At 48.3% G+C, this 18711-nt stretch carries 21 protein-coding genes and 1 pseudogene; 10 read left to right on the forward strand and 12 right to left on the reverse strand.

Going from position 1 to position 18711, the window contains the following annotated elements:
• Window positions 1–5: 5 nt before the first annotated feature.
• The 3 genes from KQJ19_RS07645 to potA all read right to left on the reverse strand — a co-directional run bounded on the left by KQJ19_RS07645 (window position 6) and on the right by potA (window position 3055).
• Window positions 6–239 (reverse strand): hypothetical protein, encoded by a 234-nt coding sequence (locus KQJ19_RS07645; RefSeq protein WP_029139493.1) that lies wholly within the window; start codon window positions 237–239, stop codon window positions 6–8.
• A gap of 832 nt (window positions 240–1071) precedes the next feature.
• Window positions 1072–1935 (reverse strand): spermidine/putrescine ABC transporter permease PotB, encoded by an 864-nt coding sequence (gene potB / locus KQJ19_RS07655; RefSeq protein WP_016150058.1) that lies wholly within the window; start codon window positions 1933–1935, stop codon window positions 1072–1074.
• Window positions 1919–3055 (reverse strand): spermidine/putrescine ABC transporter ATP-binding protein PotA, encoded by a 1137-nt coding sequence (potA, locus tag KQJ19_RS07660; RefSeq protein ID WP_016152695.1) that lies wholly within the window; start codon window positions 3053–3055, stop codon window positions 1919–1921. The genes potB and potA overlap by 17 nt, the downstream gene beginning before the upstream one ends.
• Before the next feature lie 250 nt (window positions 3056–3305).
• Here potA and pepT point away from each other — a divergent pair, with 250 nt between their 5' ends.
• The gene (pepT, locus tag KQJ19_RS07665) at window positions 3306–4532 is read left to right on the forward strand and encodes a peptidase T (protein ID WP_047415361.1); all 1227 of its coding nucleotides are present in this window, start codon (window positions 3306–3308) and stop codon (window positions 4530–4532) included.
• 104 nt (window positions 4533–4636) lie between these two features.
• Here pepT and roxA read toward each other — a convergent pair whose 3' ends face one another.
• The 9 genes from roxA to KQJ19_RS07710 all read right to left on the reverse strand — a co-directional run bounded on the left by roxA (window position 4637) and on the right by KQJ19_RS07710 (window position 13699).
• Complete coding sequence (roxA, locus tag KQJ19_RS07670) at window positions 4637–5758, reverse strand: [50S ribosomal protein L16]-arginine 3-hydroxylase (protein ID WP_016152697.1); 1122 nt, start codon at window positions 5756–5758, stop codon at window positions 4637–4639.
• Window positions 5759–5850: 92 nt separating this feature from the next.
• On the reverse strand, window positions 5851–7314 hold the full coding sequence (gene phoQ, locus KQJ19_RS07675; protein ID WP_016152698.1) for a two-component system sensor histidine kinase PhoQ: 1464 nt from the start codon (window positions 7312–7314) through the stop codon (window positions 5851–5853).
• Window positions 7314–7985, reverse strand: coding sequence for a two-component system response regulator PhoP (phoP, locus tag KQJ19_RS07680; RefSeq protein WP_003846709.1), 672 nt, complete (start codon window positions 7983–7985; stop codon window positions 7314–7316). The genes phoQ and phoP overlap by 1 nt, the downstream gene beginning before the upstream one ends.
• Before the next feature lie 73 nt (window positions 7986–8058).
• Window positions 8059–9345, reverse strand: a complete 1287-nt coding sequence (locus tag KQJ19_RS07685) for a site-specific integrase (protein WP_057064235.1) — start codon at window positions 9343–9345, stop codon at window positions 8059–8061.
• Window positions 9345–9560 (reverse strand): excisionase family protein, encoded by a 216-nt coding sequence (xisR, locus tag KQJ19_RS07690; RefSeq protein ID WP_216403510.1) that lies wholly within the window; start codon window positions 9558–9560, stop codon window positions 9345–9347. The genes KQJ19_RS07685 and xisR overlap by 1 nt, the downstream gene beginning before the upstream one ends.
• A 283-nt stretch (window positions 9561–9843) precedes the next feature.
• Window positions 9844–11676, reverse strand: coding sequence for a hypothetical protein (locus tag KQJ19_RS07695; protein WP_253296323.1), 1833 nt, complete (start codon window positions 11674–11676; stop codon window positions 9844–9846).
• Window positions 11677–11973: 297 nt separating this feature from the next.
• Window positions 11974–12159, reverse strand: coding sequence for a hypothetical protein (locus tag KQJ19_RS07700; protein ID WP_216403511.1), 186 nt, complete (start codon window positions 12157–12159; stop codon window positions 11974–11976).
• Window positions 12152–12346, reverse strand: a complete 195-nt coding sequence (locus tag KQJ19_RS07705; protein WP_216403512.1) for a hypothetical protein — start codon at window positions 12344–12346, stop codon at window positions 12152–12154. The genes KQJ19_RS07700 and KQJ19_RS07705 overlap by 8 nt, the downstream gene beginning before the upstream one ends.
• A 948-nt stretch (window positions 12347–13294) precedes the next feature.
• Window positions 13295–13699, reverse strand: a complete 405-nt coding sequence (locus KQJ19_RS07710; protein WP_087052714.1) for a helix-turn-helix domain-containing protein — start codon at window positions 13697–13699, stop codon at window positions 13295–13297.
• Window positions 13700–13773: 74 nt separating this feature from the next.
• Here KQJ19_RS07710 and KQJ19_RS07715 point away from each other — a divergent pair, with 74 nt between their 5' ends.
• The 9 genes and pseudogenes from KQJ19_RS07715 to KQJ19_RS07750 all read left to right on the forward strand — a co-directional run.
• Window positions 13774–13998 carry a Cro/CI family transcriptional regulator gene (locus tag KQJ19_RS07715; RefSeq protein WP_087052715.1) on the forward strand — a complete coding sequence of 75 codons (225 nt, stop codon included), beginning with the start codon at window positions 13774–13776 and terminating at the stop codon, window positions 13996–13998.
• Window positions 13985–14461 (forward strand): toxin YdaT family protein, encoded by a 477-nt coding sequence (locus KQJ19_RS07720; RefSeq protein WP_216403513.1) that lies wholly within the window; start codon window positions 13985–13987, stop codon window positions 14459–14461. The genes KQJ19_RS07715 and KQJ19_RS07720 overlap by 14 nt, the downstream gene beginning before the upstream one ends.
• Before the next feature lie 12 nt (window positions 14462–14473).
• Window positions 14474–14716, forward strand: coding sequence for a DUF4222 domain-containing protein (locus KQJ19_RS07725; protein WP_216403514.1), 243 nt, complete (start codon window positions 14474–14476; stop codon window positions 14714–14716).
• On the forward strand, window positions 14713–15720 hold the full coding sequence (locus KQJ19_RS07730; RefSeq protein WP_216403515.1) for a hypothetical protein: 1008 nt from the start codon (window positions 14713–14715) through the stop codon (window positions 15718–15720). Before KQJ19_RS07725 ends, KQJ19_RS07730 begins: the two co-directional genes overlap by 4 nt.
• Window positions 15721–15741: 21 nt before the next feature.
• A complete protein-coding gene (locus KQJ19_RS07735; protein ID WP_216403516.1) occupies window positions 15742–16404 on the forward strand; it encodes a DUF1627 domain-containing protein in 663 nt (220 codons plus the stop codon).
• On the forward strand, window positions 16401–16622 hold the full coding sequence (locus KQJ19_RS07740; protein ID WP_216403517.1) for a hypothetical protein: 222 nt from the start codon (window positions 16401–16403) through the stop codon (window positions 16620–16622). Before KQJ19_RS07735 ends, KQJ19_RS07740 begins: the two co-directional genes overlap by 4 nt.
• Entirely contained in the window at window positions 16619–16849 is a 231-nt protein-coding gene (locus KQJ19_RS23960; RefSeq protein ID WP_253296326.1) for a hypothetical protein, read from the forward strand. Before KQJ19_RS07740 ends, KQJ19_RS23960 begins: the two co-directional genes overlap by 4 nt.
• Window positions 16774–17058, forward strand: a pseudogene (locus KQJ19_RS23965) (dATP/dGTP pyrophosphohydrolase domain-containing protein); the annotation flags it as partial. The gene KQJ19_RS23960 and the pseudogene KQJ19_RS23965, both read left to right, overlap by 76 nt.
• Window positions 17059–17252: 194 nt before the next feature.
• On the forward strand, window positions 17253–18711 hold a 1459-nt coding region (locus KQJ19_RS07750), incomplete at its 3' end, for a recombinase family protein (protein WP_216403518.1).

Here is an 18711-nt window from a genome sequence, read left to right on the forward strand (position 1 = left end):
GCGCATTAACGTCTGCCGTTAATGCGCTGATTATCCCTGAGAACCTCAATCGCTGTCTGCATGGCGATTTTGTCATCTCGTTTTTTTTGCTTGTCCTGCATGACCTGAAGGTATTCCAGCAAAGTTCGGGTATTAATAGGTCGGCCCTGTTTGCCCACTGCCAGCACGGCTTCGCCAAGAATAATTTTCACTGGTGGCAATTGGGCCGGGTACCAGTCAAGGGTGTCTTCTGATTTCATGATAAATTTCTCACGGAAGGGTATTATATCATAAATCAGACGTTTAATTTTCAATATCTGATCTCCTGATTTAATCATAAATTAACATAACTTAAGCCAGTTATTTTTATATTAAGGCGTATAATAATTACTGTGTTCCTCAGAGAATTATTTATGTCTTATACAAAAGGACTCAGGCACTTTAAAGAAAGACCGGTGCATGTTGCCTGCCCGGTATGCGCATACAGAGCCGATCAGAAAGCAGGTAAACTAAGAAAAGATGCGGTTCTGGAGTGCCCTGCCTGCGGGCTGTTGTTCAGACCATCAGAATGCTGGTGTATCGGCGGCTGATCGGCTTCTGCCACCTAACGTGAGTGATGTTGGGAAATGACAATATTGCTCCTGTACTGTAGTTTGAGAGGATATGATGATGAAATCTAAAAAATCTATTTTTATTGAAGGACATATCCTTTCGAACAGCTGTCATGGGCAGGTTGGCCAATCTTTCTGTATCCACAGGGCCAGGTTTAATAATGGTAAATATGCGATTATCCGGGAAGCATCCGGAATATGTTTCAAGCCTGGCGAAATTATTCAACGAAACGATTGCGAGTGGTTTTATAACCTTACCAAAATTCGCCTTCTCTCATTTGAGTACCTTGAAGATGATGAATCCAGAAGACAATTTCTTGAATATCGATAATAAATTCATGAGTATCATGACGGCATAATATTGCGGGTTTACAATTCCTTTCTGATTTTACAAATCTTATCCCCGTTCGTGACCTGGCATGCAGTTTACTTGAGGGTAAAAAGCATGCCATGATCATTTTAACTTTTTGAGTAATATCGGTTAACTATCAATGTCGCTAACCTTCTTGTTCAGCAAGCGGGAGGCGCGCCAGTAGATCAGCAGCATCAGACCCATGACGATGGTCAGCGTAATGCTGGTGGCTGCACCGAACGGCCAATCGCGGATGTTCAGGAACTGAACTTTAATCACGTTGCCAATCAGCAGGTTTTTCGCCCCGCCCATTAAGTCGGAAACGTAAAACAGCCCCATTGCGGGCAGCATAACCAGCAGGCATCCGGCGATAATTCCCGGCATCGTTAACGGAATAATGATGCGGGTGAAGGTCTGAAGTTTACTGGCGCCCAAATCGCGCGCGGCTTCCAGCAGCGGTTTATCGAGCTTTTCAATGCTGGAATAGAGCGGCATCACCATAAACGGCAGCAGGATGTACACCAGGCCGATAATCACCGCGCTGGGGGTAAACATGATGCGAATGGGGGTATCGATAACGCCGAGCCACAACAGAAATTCGTTGAGGTAGCCCTTGGTACTGAGGAATATTTTGAGTCCGTAGATGCGAATCAGCGAGTTGGTCCAGAACGGAACAATCAGCAGGAACAGCAGCAATGGACGCACTTTTTCCGGCAGTTTCACCAAAAACCAGGCAAACGGATAGCCGAGCACCAGACAGGCGAGCGTGGCAATCAGCGCCATATTGAGGGAGTGAACCAGTACCTCAAAATAGAGCGGATCGAGCAGGCGTGTATAGTTTTCCAGCGTAAAGACCATTTTGACGAAATTGGCGTCGTCGCGGGTCAAAAAGCTGGTGCCGATGATCATCAGGTTGGGCAGAAAGACAAATAACACAAGCCAACCGACAATGGTGACGATCACCACACTCTGGAATTTACTTGTGTTCTTCATCAGCCAGTACGACCTCCCAGCTTTCTACCCAGTTAATCGCCATTTTCTGGTCGAGAGAGTGGTCAAAGTCAGGATCGTCTTCGTTGAAGAATTCACTGACCATCACCATCTTGCCATTTTCCAGTTCCACAACCGACTCCAGCGTCATGCCCTTGTAGTTGCGTTCACGCACGTAGCCGATCAGGCCTTCGATATGATTGTCGTCGTTGATTTCATCAACGCGCAGATCTTCAGGGCGTAACAGGACGTGCAGCTTCTGCCCGGGAATCACCGCGAAGTTGACATAAATATTGCACTCGCGACCTTCAACGTTAGCACGAACGCGCTGTTCGTCCAGACGTTCTATCACCGTCGCATTAAACATATTGATCTCACCGATAAACCCGGCGACGAACAGATTTTTCGGCTCTTCGTAGATTTCGCGCGGCGTACCGTCCTGCTCAATCTTGCCATCGCGCATCACCACGATACGGTCTGACATGGTCAGCGCCTCTTCCTGATCGTGAGTGACAAAGACAAAGGTGATACCAAGCTTACGTTGCAGCGCTTTCAGTTCGTTCTGCATCTGCTTACGTAGTTTGTAGTCCAGCGCAGAGAGAGATTCGTCTAACAGGAGTAAACGAGGTTTATTGACCACCGCTCGGGCAATCGCTACGCGCTGCTGCTGTCCACCGGAGAGTTGATGCGGTTTTCGCTGGGCGAACTCTTCCAGCTGCACCATGCGCAGAGCTTCGGTAACGCGGGGAGGAATGTCGGCTGCGGGCGTTTTTTGCATGCGTAAGCCAAAGGCCACATTCTCAAATACGGTCATGTGGGGAAATAACGCATAGCTTTGGAAGACGGTGTTCACGTAGCGGTTTTCCGCAGGAACGTGAGTGATGTCCTGGTTGTCCAACATGATATGACCGGAATCAACCGTTTCCAGACCGGCAATCAGGCGAAGAACGGTTGTTTTACCGCAGCCAGAGGGGCCAAGCAGCGTGAGAAACTCGCCATTATTGATGGTCAAATCCAGGCTGGAAATCACCTCTTTGCCATCGAAACTTTTGCGAATTCCCGCTAATTGCACCAGTGGAGAAAGCGAACGCGGTTGTTTATTCAATTTTTTACTCTGTCCCATGTAAACGCAACGGATGGCTGACCGCTGCGGGGTTCGTGGTTAACCACCTTGATGACTCTTAATGAGGGCCGTTATTCTACGGCAAACCATGGTAATCGCCAATCCTTGTTGCGAATTACTGACTTAGCCCTATAGTCAGAGGGGATGTCAGGGCGAAATATTCTCACTTGCGGGGATAAAAGTGACCTGACGCAATATTTGTCTTTTGTTGCTTATTGATAATGTTGTCACAAAAAGTGAGGGTGACTGCATGGATAAACTACTTGAGCGTTTTTTACACTACGTGTCGCTGGACACCCAATCAAAATCGGGTGTGCGGCAGGTACCCAGCACCGAAGGACAGTGGAAGTTATTACAACTGCTCAAACAACAGCTCGAAGAGATGGGGCTGATTAACATTTCACTGAGCGAAAAGGGGACGCTGATGGCCACGTTGCCCGCTAACGTTGCTGGCAATATTCCCGCGATCGGCTTTATTTCCCATGTGGATACCTCACCGGATTTCAGCGGTAAAAACGTTAATCCGCAAATCGTTGAAAACTATCGCGGCGGCGATATTGCGTTAGGCATTGGTGATGAAGTTCTGTCGCCGGTGATGTTCCCGGTGCTGCATCAACTTCTGGGTCAGACGCTGATCACCACAGACGGTAAAACGCTGCTGGGCGCGGATGATAAAGCAGGCGTGGCGGAAATCATGACCGCGCTGGCGGTGCTCATCCAAAAAGATATTCCGCACGGTGATATCCGCGTGGCCTTTACGCCGGACGAAGAGGTTGGTAAAGGGGCGAAGCATTTTGACGTTGCGGCATTTGATGCGCAGTGGGCCTATACCGTTGACGGCGGTGGCGTGGGAGAGCTGGAATTTGAAAACTTCAACGCCGCGTCGGTTAATATCAAAATTGTCGGCAACAATGTCCATCCCGGTACCGCAAAAGGGGTGATGGTGAATGCGCTGTCGCTGGCTGCTCGTATTCATGCTGAGGTTCCGGCAGACGAAAGCCCGGAAACGACGGAAGGCTACGAAGGCTTTTATCATCTGGCGAGCATGAAAGGGACGGTCGATCGGGCGGATATGCACTACATCATCCGTGATTTTGACCGCAAGCAGTTTGAAGCGCGCAAACGCAAGATCATGGAGATCGCCAAAAAGGTCGGCAAAGGGTTACACCCGGATTGCTATATCGAACTGGTGATTGAAGACAGCTACTACAATATGCGCGAAAAAGTGATTGAGCATCCGCACGTGCTGGATATCGCCCAGAAGGCGATGCGCGATTGCGATATTGAGCCGGTGCTGAAACCTATTCGTGGCGGCACCGACGGCGCGCAGCTGTCCTTTATGGGGTTACCGTGTCCGAATCTGTTTACCGGAGGCTACAACTATCATGGTAAACATGAGTTTGTAACTCTGGAAGGAATGGAAAAAGCGGTGCGGGTGATTGTACGTATTGCGGAGTTAACCGCAAAGCAGCAGTAAATTTATCGATAGATGCCGGATAGCGCTTCGCTTATCCGGCCTACAGTATTTCACTCCAGAAGGCCTGATAGGGCGCGCTAGCGTCGCATCAGGCACCGTTCGTATTATCCTTCGAAGAACCAGTATCCGCTGTTTACCAGTGCGGCAAGCATGGCAAGGAAAGACGGATCTTCCAGCGCATCCTCAAAGTTCTCGGCCGTCAGAACAATATGGCTGGCAAGCGCTTCCAGGGCAGGGCGATGCGGTGAATCAATTTTCTCACCGTTGGCGTAGACGTCATCGCCGATGCGCAATACGCGCAATCCGCCCAGACGCACTAACACATCCCCTTGCTTCAGGGCATCGTAAATTTCGTCTGGCTGATACGGCGGCTCCGGTGGAGCAATATCCAGCTCATGACGAGACTGAGAAATAAACTCGCCAAACCACTGCTGGAAATGTTCCGGCTGATTAATCAGTCCAAGCATCATTTCACGCAGCTTGTCCATTTCCTGCGGCAGAACGTCAGCCGGATGATCGCGCGGCGGCAGGTCAGGATCGCTGTAATACGTGCTGCCCAGCTCACGTTGCAAAACGTAATCGGCGAAGCCGCTGATCAGTTCGCGAGTATTTGGCGCGCGGAAACCGACCGAATAGTTCATGGCGTTTTCCAGCGCATAGCCTTCGTGCGGGAATCCTGGTGGAATGTACAGGATATCGCCGGGTTCCAGCTCTTCATCGATGATGGCTTCAAACGGGGCGACCTGCAGCAGGTCCGGGTGAGGGCAGTGCTGCTTCAACTGCAGTTTTTCGCCCACGCGCCAGCGACGTCGCCCGGTTCCCTGAATAATAAACACATCGTACTGATCAAGATGTGGGCCAACGCCGCCACCGGGTACGGAGAAGGAGATCATCAGATCGTCAATCCGCCAGTCCGGCAGTTCGCGAAACGGACGCATCAGCGCGGCGGTGGGTTCATGCCAGTGATTGACCGCCTGTACCAGCAGCGACCAGTTGTTCTCGCCGAGATGATCATAGCTTTCGAACGGACCGTGGCTAACCTGCCATTTACCGTCCTGGTGGCTGACGAGTCGGCTGTCGACTTCGCTTTCCATTGCCAGTCCAGCCAGTTCGTCAGGAGAGAGTGGATCAATAAAGTTGTTAAACCCGCGTTTTAAGACCACCGGGCGTTTCTGCCAGTGGCGTTCAAGAAAATCGGGCCAGTTAAGTGTGAGTTGGTATTCCATAATGAGCATCCCGCAGGCTGGTATCTGCAACCGATTATAACGGATACTTAACCGCAAGCGGGAAATCAGTACATATTTATTACATGCGGCGATTACTCGTCTATCTGCCCCGGCTGCTGGCGGCCAAAAATAACTTCCATGCGCGCGCCACCCAGCAGGCTATCGCCTGCAATAATCTGCCCGTCATACTGTTCGGTGATTTCTCGCGCCACCGCCAGTCCAACGCCTTGCCCTGGTCGTAGCGTATCGACACGCTGTCCACGGTCAAACACCACTTCCCGTTTGCTTTGCGGAATACCAGGACCATCATCTTCAACCAGAATGTGTAGCTGATCCTCGGACAGATGCGCTGAAATCTCGACAAACTCCAGACAATATTTACATGCGTTATCCAGCACGTTGCCCATCACTTCGACAAAATCGTTCTGTTCGCCCACAAAACTGATTTCGGGTGAGATATCGAGATTTATGTTGACGCCTTTACGCTGATACACCTTATTTAGCGCCGAGGTGAGTTTATCCAGCAACGGCGCGACCGGATGCAGTTCGCGGCTAAGCAGCACGCTGCTGCCACGCATGCTGGCGCGATGCAGGTAATAGCCAATCTGCTGGGAAATACGGCTGATTTGTTCCAGCATGATGGGTTCCGCGTCGCTCACGTTCATTTTTTCATTACGCATCGAGCGGAGCGTACTCTGTAATACCGCCAGCGGTGTTTTCAGGCTGTGGGTGAGGTCTGTTAACGTCGTACGGTATTTGTCGTAGCGCTCGCGTTCGCTTTTTAAAAGTCGATTAAGATTGCGGACCAGGCTGGTCAGTTCGCGCGTGGTGGCGGGGTTTAACATCTCTCGATGATGTTCCTCAAGCTCACGGACTTCACGCGCCAGCGATTCGATAGGCCGCAGACTCCACCAGGCGGCTACCCATAACAGCGGAATGACCAGCAACAGATTGGCGACCAGCACATAAATAAACCAACTCCAGACCATATACGAGCGCTTTAGCTCAATAGGAATGGTATCGACAACCACAATGGTCAACTGTGGCATTCTGGCAGTGGCGGGGTAGACGTTCACGGCGACCGAGTGGGTCATTTCGGCATCGTCGTCATCTTCCCTGACTTCTTTTAACTGCTGCTGAGCGGAGTGATCTTCGCCCAGTAAGGTGCTGGTGGCATCTACATTGGCTTCAATCTCATGAAAACCGTTCGCTTTTAGCCATTCCGGTTGGATACTGTGCGTCAGCCAGGGAACATTGCGCTGCGCCCACAACAACTCACCGTCTTCGTTATAGATCAGCGACATTGTTGGGCTTTGCATATCGAGATTCTCAGGCAGCTCGACGTTTATCTTACCGTTCTCCCATTTTGCCAGGGTATAGAACAGGTTACTTTCACCCCGCAGCAGGCGGAACGTTGTTTTATCAAAGCTGACGCTGTAGCCCACCAGGGCAACCATGCCGTAGGCCAGCGAAAGCACCAATACCACGCCCGCGGTTGCCAGTAAAAAGCGCAACCGCAGTGATAACGGGAAAAAATGACGCAATAATTTATTCATTAGCGCAGTTCAAAAAGATATCCCTGGCCACGCACGGTGGTGATGACATCATCTGGGTATTGCGCCTGTATTTTTTTACGCAGACGCCCCATCAGAACATCAATGGTGTGGCTTTCACGCAGCTCGGCATCTGGGTAAAGCTGTAACATGAGCGAATCTTTACTGACCACTTTGCCGTTGTTACGGATAAGTGTTTCCATAATGGTGTATTCGAACGCCGTGAGCTTGATAACTTCATCATTGACGGATAACTCGCGTCGAGAGAGGTCCACCTGGAAAGGAGGAAGAGAAATAATCTGCGATGCCAGACCGCTGTTGCGACGCATCAGTGCCTGCATGCGCGCAGCCACCTCTTCGATATGAAACGGTTTTGTGACGTAATCGTCGGCTCCGGCGCTGAGTACTTCCACCTTGTCCTGCCAGCCTTCACGCGCGGTTAACACCAGAATCGGCAACGAAACCTCATTGCTGCGCCAACGGCGGATCAATGACAAACCGTCTTCATCGGGGAGTCCTAAATCAACGATCGCGATATCCGGCAGATGTTCATTCAGATAATAGTCCGCTTCCTTCGCATCTTCTGCATCATCCACCTGATGCCCTAAATCCTGTAACTGAACCTTGAGGTGGTGGCGTAATAAAGCATTATCCTCGACAACCAGTACGCGCATCATCGTTTCTCCCTAAAATAACGGTATAAATAGTTTAACGCTGATTATGTGGATTGAAAGCAGCGCTATGAAATTAAATAACTTTTCTCATGCTCCCCTGCCCGTGGGGGCGTCCTGGGGGCAGTGCCGTTGGCATCTGATTGTTCAGCATGTTGACCTGATCCTGGTTCATGTCGCCAATCCACTTGGAGTAAACCTCGTACACCATGCGCGCATCTTCATGTCCCATCTGACTCGCTATGAATGACGGATTCGCTCCGGCCATCAACGTCCAGCATGCGTAGGTATGCCGTGACTGATAAGGATTCCTTTCGCGGATATTTGCAAGTTTAGTGCCTCGCTTCCAGCCATAGGCAATCGAGTTCTTGGAGAAGTAACTGCCTTTTTTTGACGAATATGCTGTCGGTGAAAAAACGAAGCGAAGAGATTGCTGCTCAGTTTTTCCGATCTCCCGATGGTGAAATCGAATTTCTTGCTTCGGATTAGCGCCGGTGACTTCGTATTGTTCCTTCAGTGCATCCAGAGCAGGTTTAAGCAACGTTATCGTCCTTATTCCGGCATCTGTCTTAGGGGGTACAAATACTCGCTTATTCGTCAAACTTCTGGATACGTGGATTTCACCTTTTACCAAATCAATGTCTTCCCATGCCAGGGCGCATATCTCGCCCGGCCTCATCCCCGTATGTACGGCAACAATAATGATTAATGCCTGGCTACGGGGAAGGGCGGCTATCAGAGCCTGGTACTCATGAAGTAAAAGTGGGTCGGGATCATTTTTAGATAACTTGAGTCGCGACACTCCTTCATAAGGAGCATGCAATATAAACTGGCTTCGGTTTGCGAGCTTAAGCATTTCTGATAAAACTGCCATCTGTTTATTGACTGTTGAGGGCGCGCGGCCCTGCCTGGCCAGATTCGGCATCGCCGGGTTAATAATTGTCCCGGTTAATAACTCCTTTCGGTAATGCAAAATGTCGGCATGCTCAATATCTACCAGACGGGTATTTTCTCCGATTACACGTAGTAACGTATTTACGACCGAAGTAAGCGATAGCAGTGTTGCACCAGATACCTCTAAGGCTTTGGTGTCTGTAAAAAAATCACTCAGTTCTTTAAACGTGGTGATTTTTTTGGTTGTGATGAACTTCTTAAGCGCTTTGGATTCCGGGAAACGTTCCGCATAGTCGAACTTACCGAGCTGTATTTCACTTGTTATGAGCGCACGAAGATTTCCGGCTTTTTTGATGTTGCTGCTGTTAACCGTCCAGCCCCGAAGGACTTCGCGGCAACGTTTGCCGCGATAGGTAAATGTGATCCGTATTTTTCCATTATGCAGCTCAACGCCGGTTGGAAAGTCCATCATGCTTCCTGTACTAATTGGTTAATCTTTGGATAGTTGTACCAAAGCAGACCTTTAGAATTGTCAGTTTCCCCGAGAGCTGTCAGATGTTTGAAATGCACGCCTTCGATCCACAAATTCAACCGATAACTTTTAATTTGTCTTTCAGACAAGCCGGTCTTTTCTGCTAATCGCGCTTCAACCATCCACTCTTCGCTGAAAATGAGTTGCGACATACATAACTCCGATGCCGCCAGCCACAACAGTACATGCTGGAGCTGGCGAATATTGATAATCAAAAATCAGTAGTTGGTTTTGCCTTTCGTTTTTGGCACCGTTTTTTCCTGGGTTTCATGCTCGGCTGTATAGCGCGCTGACGAACTGGTGGCCGCGTGAAAACATGCTCACTTATGCGCCTGCGTTCTCCCATTCGCCATAAATGCCAGGACGTCCAGTCACATCCATCATCACAGACGTGCAGAGAACGGTTCAGCTCTTCATCGCCGGTTAAATTCTCTGTCACTGCTCCGCCTCCGCACTTATAACCCCAGCGGCCAACGCTGCGGCCATATGCGGCAATTCGTCAAAATCGCCGCGGTATGCCGGGTTTGCACACATCCCTTGCAGCGCTGCGAGCGTCAGTTGCTGGCGGTAGGTGAGGGCCATCGGGGCCGGTTTTGGCCCAAATACTGTTTCTGGTTCCTTTTTCGGGGTAACGGTAACCACGGGAGGATCCATCACCACTGGTTTTGGCGGTTCCGGGCGACGATATTCCACGATCGCATCGAGGGCGATTTTCTGACGTGCGGCAGCATCATCAGACCAGCTATCAAGAATTGTCGTTGCGACATCGTGAACTTCTTCGTCGCTGAAATTGGGAGACAGACAAAATTCAGTGGTGGCAATATCGATGATCAGCATAGGAAGAATGTTAGCGATAATATGACCGGTACATGCCACAACGCCTTCCGCTTCTTCCTTGCCCATAATGTCAGTACGTCCCGAAAGCAGGTCGTTCAGCGCGTGGGCTATCTCAACTTCATGATCATCCAGAATTGGGCGATCGTCTTCCTGTTCGGTTACTTCCGTTTTTTCACCCTCATTTGAGGCGCTATTGGCAAATGCTGCATCCAGTTCCCTGTCGAGTTCTGCAGCGCGAGCCGGGCAGACTGCTGGTGGTAAATTTTCGTCCTGTAACGTCTGTTCGGTTTTACCATCAGATTTTGCTCCATCATTTTTTTGTGGCAGCGGGGCAGAGGTACGGCCGCAGGCAATATCAATGACCAGTTGTGGTGGATTAACGCAGTCAAAACCCGCAATGCAGCTATCGATGTATTGGCGAAGTTCGCCAGGGTAAATATGAAGTTTTTCATCAGCGGTTTTGATGATGGCCACGATGGACGCCGGGTGATAATCATGAATACCCGGTGTTCGTGAAAATGGCGCACACCAGTTATCAATCTCGACATCTTTACTGCACAGCATGGTATTGATGCGCATTTCAATGCCAACTGGAGGGCTGCACACGTCGAAATCCATGGATCGGGATAATTTTCCCATGGCTGTGCGATAGCGCAGTCTGGTAGCAAGTTCGCTCATGGTCGGCTTGTCACTGCTCCTGGTGCCAGTCTGAACACACTTTACTGGCTCGCGTTTATCGGGCGGGGTATCAGCCCATTGGGTAAACAGGTTTTTATAGTCTGGCCATTTAGCATTGTCGCGCGCCTTCTGACGCACCCAGACCAGGCATTCGGCCTGTTTTTCAGGAAGCATGGCAAGAATGCGGGGTTCTTTGGCAAGACCCTCTGCCTGTTCGCGTAAAGGGCTAAATTCATCATCATTCAGCATGTCGATTAACTGGCCATACTGAGAAGGGGTGATTTCCTCAATGGCACCAAACACCGCAAGGCAGTATGCGCGGGCCAGCACATCCAGCTCTTTCACAGGTTTCATTTTTTCTTCTGTCGCGTCAGCATTAAGTTGTTCATTTCCACCAGCAAGCTCTGGCTCAACTATGATGCGCTCTGGTTCGCCTTTCTCAGCATTCCAGACAATTTCACCAGTGAAAAGGTCGGTATAGAACTGCCCTTCAACAGTGCAGAACATTCCTTCCTCTACTTCCCATACCTTGGGCGCAAAATAATCATCAGCATAATCTGGCGCGAACTGTATAAAATCCGCATGCAGTAAGGTCTTTGCAATTGTTTTATTTTTCGATTGTTTAAAAGCAACATAAACCGGAAGCGTACTATCTTTTTCAAGCGCGCTTTTTTTCGGTTCGAATCTCCCGCCAAAATTTTTTAATCCAGTTGTCATAATAACCTCAATAATATTTATGTGAATGGCGTGCATTGCTTCTGCTTAAATTGCAGCGCCGCGGTTCATGAATTTGTTTGTAGGAGATAGCATGCTCAATGCTACAGAAATAAGCAGTGACCACTCTCTTGTTCATTCTTTTAGTTGATTTATACATGGAGTCATCAGAACTCCATTTTTTGCAATACGGACAGCACTCAAGCGTCACTTTCCCTCCCTGCATGGCTGGTTATGACAGGGCCATCATTGATGGATATAGTTAGCCCTGCCAGCTAAGGCATAAATAAAAACTCTCTTAATTGTTTGAAGTTATCGAAGGGGGTAAATAAAAGTTCAGCGTAAAAATTCGCTAGTATTAACCCTCTGGTCGTTAACTATTTTGGTCATTACTTTGATGAAGCACATATCCAGCACCGCCTCATCTTTATATTTTTGAACGCCGGTTATATCAGCCACAGCTTTTTTATATTCAGCTTCAGCTGTACGCTGGGCAATATCGTCGCTGGTAAATTTAACCATTGGCACGCACCATCCTGAGCAGAGATTCAGTGTGATCGAGAGTAGCTTTCTGTTGTTCGTACAGTGCTTCAAGTTCAGCTGTAAGGCGGTCGCGAAAAACAGGAACGCTTAACTGATAAATAAAATTATTTACTGAGCTTTCCACATCAGGATCCCCGTCCGGTATAACTGGCTGTGAATTTTTCATAAACCCTCCGGTAAAAAAGGTGCCCATCGTGGGAGATGGGCAAAGACCACGCGGCACACACAGTAACTAATCACATCTGCAAGCGCACTCCGCCTGTTTCACACCTGTCACCCATAACTGGTAAGTGAAGGAGTGCGCTTTCATGTTGTGTTCGCGGGGTCTACTTCCCTCCTGTCACGGTTCTTTCCCCGCGTCATCATGTATTCATTCGGTACATGAAACCCATTTGCCGGGATTACACCGACTCCCATCTGTTTTTAAAGCCACTCAGATATTGTCTGGGCTAGCTCGTCTTTCCGAGCCGTCAGCGGTCTACTTCCCGCCGTCACTGCCGTCGAGGGAGCTGGCATCTCTCCGTTTTCACAGTTGAACGTCTGCCGCTGTTATCGGTGCTGGTACCGCCACTGTCCAGGACATTTATAAGGGCCGTCTCCAAGTGGTAACTCTTCCAGCCCCGGTAAGGATCCTGCGAGATACTTACCATGACCGGCTGATATTCCCTGAAAAAGGCTGGCGGTTACCGGATACATATGGGAAAACACCGGGCCGCCAGAACAGGGTTCTACTTGTTATTGCTTTGGCCTGCTTTTAACCACATCAGGCGCGGTGGTAGGTATCTTCGGGCGGGGGCCAGTGACTAGCTGGCATCCCTACGGTACTTTTCACCGACAACCGTGGGTTAGACGGTTCCGTTTCGTCGGATAGAGCTGTCGATGCTGGTAGTCACTCCAACCCGTAACCCCTCCCGAAGACACCTATTTAGCGTTAAAACTTAAAATCTGTTTCCCCTGTATCGCCAGGGTAAGCGGAACATTTTGATTCTGAGTAATCACTGCGTATGGTTACTTGATGACATGAGATTAACTAAAGGTAATTTAAATGGCAAGAATAAAAATAACAAAAGTTAAGCTACGAGATGTGAAAAAACGCAAGCCATTGACTGACTTGCTATTTTTTATTTGTTTGGGATTTTCTAACTTTTAGAAGCTCTTCAAAGAGGCGGTTAAAATTTTCAACTCTTGCTTCTAACTCATTGAGATAGGACTCTTTTTCTGATTCAGGAAGAGAATCAAACAAATCTAAAAGACGTTGCTGCCGTTCATCTAACGCCGTAGGAAGTGACTCCACTGGGGTGGGGATTTGTTCTTCATCACCGAAAAGTAACCAGGTCGGAGAACAGCGCAGCGCAGTACTTAAAGCAAAGAGACTTTTCCCCTTTGGCTCAGTTTGGCCGCTTTCCCATTTGAATACGCTAACGCTGGACTTCTTAACCAGATCAGCAAGCTGCTGCTGTGTTAGTCCAAGCTCTTTGCGCCGGGCGGCGATGCGATCACTCAAAGTTTCAATTTTCATAAGCCTAATATAAGTTAACTTGACATAACTTTTGTTAGTATTTATTTTGCTAACATTAGTTATGCGGAGGACGCATGTTCACAGAGACAGTGATTAAGTTTTTTGGCTCCAAAGCTGCCGTTGCGCGAGCGCTTGGCATTTCTCAGGTCGCGGTCACCCGATGGGGAAGCGCCATTCCTGAAAAGCGAGCAGTTAGGTTAGAGCGTCTAACAGGTGGAGTTCTGAAATATGACCCGTTGTTTTATGAAAACCAGGATAAAGCAAAGAAAGGGAGAAAATTGAACGATGAAAATCAATGAGATCAAATTGCTAGCCATCGAGCTGGAAGAGTGGGCGATGAAGGATGGCAGGAAAGGGGGCTGGAAAAAGATAGTCCCGCTGATTACAGCGCATCACTACGGTGATTTGCTGGACAGCCTGGCGGATATCGTCGACCCGTCAGAGTATGCGCGTCGCCTGCATAACAATACGCAGATCATCCAGCGGGCATTTCGAAATGACACGCCGAACTATCGTGGTCAGGCAGCTGTGCTGGCGCCAGCAATCAGGGCTGCGATGGATGCAGAGCTGGCTGGTCAACATGACTTACATAACCTGGTGGCCATTGCGAACCGCGAGTGCATCGAGGCGACCAGCGCGGTGCTGACTGGTAAACCAATGCAGGTAATCCGCAAAGAAACGGCAGAGGCGATTCAGGCGCTGGCCGATCTCATTCCCGGCGTCAGCATCCAGTTTAAACATATCAGCCCGCACGCGGTGTAACAGGAGGCTCCCATGCTTGCCCAGGAATTAGTAGACCGCATGAAAAAAGCGATGAAGCACAGAGTACCGGTGGAGACAGTCGATCGCAGCGCTGAACTGATTCCGGGGATGAAGTACCGCAACGAACGCGGACGCATGGTGACAGTAACGAGAGTTTCACATCTTCGGGTTATGTACCGATACGAAGGTTATCAGGACATCTGCGAGATAGGCCGGAGAGAGTTTGAACTCAAGTTCAGGAAGGTGCAGTCATGACAGAGCGCACAGCAGGTATGGAGTTTTGTGTGAGTAGAATTTTTGAGATTGTCCAGTCGATGTCCGGTCAGGGGAACAGCATCACGATTCCTTGTCCCTATCTGGATTTTTTCGCCGGTGACCGCCAGCAGCATTTACTCGCGGCGATCCTGAATCAACTGGTGTTCTGGTCTGGTAAATCTCGCCTGGAAAATGGCTGGTTTTACAAAGAACATGCAGTAATTGCTGCGGAAGTTCGAGCCTCCAGTGAGGACGTCATCCGCAAGGCAATGAGCAAAATAATCAGCCAGTATTTGCCTGGTGTTATCGAAGAGAAGAAACGCAAGGTAAACGGTACGCCGAAGATGCATTATCGCATCAACGAAGAGGCATTAATTGCCCTTATATTCCCGCCAGTGCTGGATTCGGCTCTTAAGTCGAATGGAAACGGCTCTCAAGCCGAACCCAAACGGCTCTTAAGCCGAATGGAAACGGCTCATAAGCCGAATCCTGGAAACGGCTCTCAAGCCGAATCTTTTCTCTATACAGATCTTAAAACAGATAAATACATACAGATCTCTTCTTGTCCGGGAACTGCGTCCCCGGAAGCCGATTTATCTACAGGCGAAGAAAAAAAATCATCTTCTGAACAGCAAAAAGGCAAATGGGGCACATCAGAAGATCACCAGTGCGCTGAATGGATTTTTTCCCGCATCAAGAAACTCTACGAGAAGGCTGCCGAAACAGACGGCGAACTGTCACGCCCAAAAGACCCGAACTGGAATGCCTGGGCAAACGAAATACGCCTGATGCGTTGCATGGACGGGCGTACTCATCGCCAGATTTGCGATTTATTCAAACGCGTACAACGCGATCCGTTCTGGTGTCGCAATGTCCTGAGCCCGTCAAAGCTGCGGGAAAAATGGGATGAATTAATTATCCGCCTTGGTGGTAACACGCAACAACGGGATGTTAACGCCATTTCAGTCCCGGACAACACCATCCCTGAAGGTTTCAGGGGCTAAAAAATTAACCTGGAGAAATTTATGGAAACCATTTTAGACGTACTGAAAGCGATGGAAAAAGCGACGGCCCGTGAAATTGCGGCGCGTATGAAAATTGAGCCTGCGGCAGTGATCGGGATGCTGCGTGAGCATGAAGAATGTAACGAGGTTGTTCAGGCTAACGGGTACTGGAAAATTGCCACTGGGGAAGTTAAATCACAGCCCAAACTGATCAATTCTGTCAGCAAAGTATCGGCAAGTGTATCAGTCAGCGACGTCATCGCATTACTGGCGGAACATGGACCACAGACATCTCTTGAGCTGGCAACACTGGCAGGTATTGAGTCAAAACGGGTGGCGCCAATGCTGACCCACCACATGACAAAAGGGCGGATCATCCGCGAAAAAGTGGGCAGTAAGTTTGTTTATTCGGTGCCGGCCGCTGGGCCAGTGAAAAACAAAAGCTCTGCACAACGGGAACCGGAGATATCAACTCCACCAGTACCAGAAAAATCTGTCACTGAAATTGTCGAGGAAATCCCCTCGTTTGTCAGCCGCCCTGATGATCTGCTGATCCCGACGGTGCGCGGCATCTCAAATGAAATTCGCCGCACAAAAGCGAAGCTGTCCAACCTGGAAAAACTTCGTGAAGCCGTTCGCAGCATTCGCAAACACGGCGCGTTGATGCAGGAGCTGGCGCAATGAAACAATCTGAGTTACCACGCTGTCCGACCTGCGGAAATATGCCCGAATACGCGCTAAAGCCTAACTATATGGGATGGATATGGGGTGGATTGAAATGTCCGTATGACCATTACCGCGTGAATTTGAATGGTCCAGCGGGAAGCCGCGAGCAGGCAGAAAAAAGGCTGGCGCCACAGTGGATTGAACTGGTCGAAAAAGTTACCCAAGAGGCTCAATGACAACTAACAACCACCCGGTAAACGGTCCTGTATCACTCGATCGCTTGCACCAGATACGCAAGATACTTATCCATGCAGCAGCACAAAGCAATGGCGGCAATCTCGGCTACGCAATGGTTGATGCTGTGAAGGTGATTGCAGTGGTGATTCCCGCGAACAGGTACGTCGTGATTAAGCAGTATGGTCACAGGCTACTTTCGGCGATGTCGGTCCAGGTGGTCTGCTGAAGCACCTTTCCAAAGAAGCGCTCGAGGTTGCTGCTGAACCAGGCGACCTTAGCGAATGGGCTGACATGCAATTCCTGTTATGGGATGCGCAACGTCATGCTGGTATCAGTGACGAGCAGATTACCCAGGCGATAGTACAAAAGTTGGCGGTGAACAAGCAGCGCGAATGGCCTGAGCCGAAAGACGGAGATCCGCGCCTGCATATCAAAACTGAACAGCATCAAGGAGAGAAGTGATGGAACCCAACTGGAATACGCTATAAAAAGTATCATCTGACTGAAAATCCTGTTTTTATCAAGGTTGGTAAGAATAAGATATTTTACATTGTAAAATTCTGGAAAATTTCATCAGAAATTAAAAGTTAATGGTCTTATAGCGTGTGTACATTGAAAATGAGGTATATATGAAAAAGGCCATTGCTTACATGCGTTTCTCGTCAGCAAATCAGGACAAAGGGGATTCATTAAGGAGACAGAAAAAACTAATAGATGATTGGCTTAAAAATAACCCACAATATACTCTTGACCCAACTACATATGAAGATTTGGGGTTGAGTGCTTATAAGGGGAAACATGCAAGAGAAGGTGCATTTAGTGAGTTTATTGATGCACTGGAGAATGGGCTTATTATTCCTGGTACAGTTTTACTCGTTGAAAGTTTGGACCGACTTTCTCGAGAGAAAGTCGGAGAGGCTACAGAAAGACTAAAATATATCTTAAAATGTGGTATTGATGTCATCACACTTAGTGATAATACCCAATATTCTGAAGCATCGCTCGATGATCCCTATGCACTCATCAAAGCAATTCTAATTGCTCAGAGAGCTAATGAAGAGAGCGAAATAAAATCAAGTAGGGTGAAGCTCTCCTGGAAAAAGAAAAGGGATGAGGCCGAGTTAAACGGTAGGATAATGACAAAAGCATGTCCTCGCTGGTTAAGAGTTAGTCCTGACTACAGTCATTTTGAAGTGATAGAATCAAAGGTGAAGGTGATTAAGAAAATTTTTTCATTACGTAAAGAAAATAAATCTCTGACAGCTATTACTAAATATCTTAATGACAGGTTGATTGAAAATATGACTGGTACACCTGGTGAGTGGAGCCCCTCTGTCATCGAAAAAATCCTTGGTAACAAAGCGCTTATTGGTATTTGCAGACCAACATATAGAGGACGTGCAAAAGGCGTTAATGAAATAATTGATTATTACCCCAAAGTTCTTACTGATGATGAATTTTATGCTGTTCAGGAGGTGCGATTGTCTCCATTCGGATTCAACTCTCACAGCGGTAACCCATATCTTATAAACCTGCTGCGAACCGTGATGAAGTGTAAATGTTGTGGGAATACCATGATTATCACTGCAGTGAGTAAGTCTGGAAAAGGTTATTATGTATGCCCTATGAGAAGGCTTCATCGGTGTAAGAGTCCATCGATTAAAAGAGAGCTTGTCGATGTTAATCTGATTGAAGAGATACTTTTCAATTTTGATAAGTTACAGATTGAGTCAAATCAGGTAAGTTTGCAGGAAACATTAGAAAAAAATAGCATTGATTTACAGCTTCAAATAAACAGTCTCGTACAGGCACTTACAATAGCCCCTGAAGTAAATGTTTTGGCTGGAAAAGTTCGTGAACTGGATCGTAAGTTAAAGAAAATCGAAACTACAATCAAGGTTCTGAAAAATAAAACTAAGAAGGATAAAAGTCGCGGGAGTAAAGAACTAAACTTGTCACTAAAAGAAGATAGGGAGGTATGCAGGCGACTTGCCTTTAAATCATTCAGAGAGGTTTATATAGATACTGAGACGAAACAATGTGACATTTATTTTACAAATGGTCTTGTTTTCAAAAATTTCCCACTCA

The organism is Citrobacter sp. S46_ASV_140 (assembly GCF_018919545.1).
GTDB lineage: Bacteria > Pseudomonadota > Gammaproteobacteria > Enterobacterales > Enterobacteriaceae > Citrobacter > Citrobacter braakii.

Excerpts from the sequence above, each read along its gene's own strand:
- KQJ19_RS07645 (WP_029139493.1), bottom strand. The coding sequence starts at position 239 with ATGAAATCAGAAGACACCCTTGACTGGTACCCGGCCCAATTGCCACCA.
- potB (WP_016150058.1), bottom strand. The coding sequence starts at position 1,935 with ATGAAGAACACAAGTAAATTCCAGAGTGTGGTGATCGTCACCATTGTC.
- potA (WP_016152695.1), bottom strand. The coding sequence starts at position 3,055 with ATGGGACAGAGTAAAAAATTGAATAAACAACCGCGTTCGCTTTCTCCA.
- pepT (WP_047415361.1), top strand. The coding sequence starts at position 3,306 with ATGGATAAACTACTTGAGCGTTTTTTACACTACGTGTCGCTGGACACC.
- roxA (WP_016152697.1), bottom strand. The coding sequence starts at position 5,758 with ATGGAATACCAACTCACACTTAACTGGCCCGATTTTCTTGAACGCCAC.
- phoQ (WP_016152698.1), bottom strand. The coding sequence starts at position 7,314 with ATGAATAAATTATTGCGTCATTTTTTCCCGTTATCACTGCGGTTGCGC.
- phoP (WP_003846709.1), bottom strand. The coding sequence starts at position 7,985 with ATGCGCGTACTGGTTGTCGAGGATAATGCTTTATTACGCCACCACCTC.
- KQJ19_RS07685 (WP_057064235.1), bottom strand. The coding sequence starts at position 9,345 with ATGGACTTTCCAACCGGCGTTGAGCTGCATAATGGAAAAATACGGATC.
- xisR (WP_216403510.1), bottom strand. The coding sequence starts at position 9,560 with ATGTCGCAACTCATTTTCAGCGAAGAGTGGATGGTTGAAGCGCGATTA.
- KQJ19_RS07695 (WP_253296323.1), bottom strand. The coding sequence starts at position 11,676 with ATGCACGCCATTCACATAAATATTATTGAGGTTATTATGACAACTGGA.
- KQJ19_RS07700 (WP_216403511.1), bottom strand. The coding sequence starts at position 12,159 with ATGGTTAAATTTACCAGCGACGATATTGCCCAGCGTACAGCTGAAGCT.
- KQJ19_RS07705 (WP_216403512.1), bottom strand. The coding sequence starts at position 12,346 with ATGAAAAATTCACAGCCAGTTATACCGGACGGGGATCCTGATGTGGAA.
- KQJ19_RS07710 (WP_087052714.1), bottom strand. The coding sequence starts at position 13,699 with ATGAAAATTGAAACTTTGAGTGATCGCATCGCCGCCCGGCGCAAAGAG.
- KQJ19_RS07715 (WP_087052715.1), top strand. The coding sequence starts at position 13,774 with ATGTTCACAGAGACAGTGATTAAGTTTTTTGGCTCCAAAGCTGCCGTT.
- KQJ19_RS07720 (WP_216403513.1), top strand. The coding sequence starts at position 13,985 with ATGAAAATCAATGAGATCAAATTGCTAGCCATCGAGCTGGAAGAGTGG.
- KQJ19_RS07725 (WP_216403514.1), top strand. The coding sequence starts at position 14,474 with ATGCTTGCCCAGGAATTAGTAGACCGCATGAAAAAAGCGATGAAGCAC.
- KQJ19_RS07730 (WP_216403515.1), top strand. The coding sequence starts at position 14,713 with ATGACAGAGCGCACAGCAGGTATGGAGTTTTGTGTGAGTAGAATTTTT.
- KQJ19_RS07735 (WP_216403516.1), top strand. The coding sequence starts at position 15,742 with ATGGAAACCATTTTAGACGTACTGAAAGCGATGGAAAAAGCGACGGCC.
- KQJ19_RS07740 (WP_216403517.1), top strand. The coding sequence starts at position 16,401 with ATGAAACAATCTGAGTTACCACGCTGTCCGACCTGCGGAAATATGCCC.
- KQJ19_RS23960 (WP_253296326.1), top strand. The coding sequence starts at position 16,619 with ATGACAACTAACAACCACCCGGTAAACGGTCCTGTATCACTCGATCGC.